The 947-nt window shown below is 56.2% G+C and carries 1 protein-coding gene; it reads left to right on the forward strand.

What is annotated here, in order from left to right:
- Window positions 1–101 precede the first annotated feature (101 nt).
- Entirely contained in the window at window positions 102–680 is a 579-nt protein-coding gene (locus tag L1069_RS23780) for a metallopeptidase family protein (protein ID WP_343328087.1), read from the forward strand.
- Window positions 681–947: the final 267 nt, after the last annotated feature.

Below are 947 nucleotides of genomic sequence, written 5' to 3' on the forward strand. Positions count from 1 at the left end.
GCGCTTTTCTTTGCCTCGCTCTCTACTTCCGCTTTGCGGACTTCGATTTCCTTGGCCAGCGCTTCCAATTCAGCGGCACTCAGCCTCTTTAGATCAATGCCATGTTTCACGTGTGTTTTCAGTTGTTCTCGGTCAAAGCAGATATACCCATCTGGGGCAAGCAGCTGGCCACAGCGGTGCGGTATCCGTCGCAATCCGATTTGGGGCCGGAGGCTGCTGATCGCACCAGGCGTATGAACTGCCCCTCCGGCTTGGCGGTTCACTACACCGTTCCGAGAAACCAATTACAACGCATGCACCACGACCTTGACCATTTCGAGAAGATCGCTCGCGCCACTATAGCTTCCCTGCCGGGGGCCTTCAGGCCAGCTGCAGATAACGTCATTCTGCGCATTGCCGAATGGCCTGCGCCGGCCATGCTGGACGAACTTGGTTTTGCAGATCCATATGAACTGACAGGGCTCTACGAGGGAATACCTATGACCGAGAAATCGGTTCTCGACATGGCGCCACCTCCGGATGTTGTCTGGCTCTTCCGCCAGCCGATCCTGGCGGAATGGCGTGACCGCGATAATGTCGAGCTGAACCAGTTGATCGCGCATGTTGTTATTCACGAGTTCGCCCATCATTTCGGATGGACTGACGAGGAGATCGCAGCCATCGACCAATGGTGGGTCTGAACCGCTCTTCGATGCCCAGGGGAAGTTGGCATTCGAACTCACAGGTGACGTTGCCGCGACGATGGGGTGCCGCGAGTGCAGTCGATGGTTCGCAGCCCGCATCCGGCATTGCGATAGTTGCGAGTTAACAGTCCCGCAGCTAAAATTCCCGACATCGACGGGAGAAGTTTCAAGGGCCAATCACATCAAGAGCTTGATCGCCTCAACGCGCTGCTGCATGCGCTGCCCGTCGAAAACATGCCTATGTCGCTTAGCGAATTTGATGGC

It is taken from the genome of Leisingera sp. MMG026, from assembly GCF_021654205.1.
Classification (GTDB): Bacteria; Pseudomonadota; Alphaproteobacteria; order Rhodobacterales; family Rhodobacteraceae; genus Leisingera.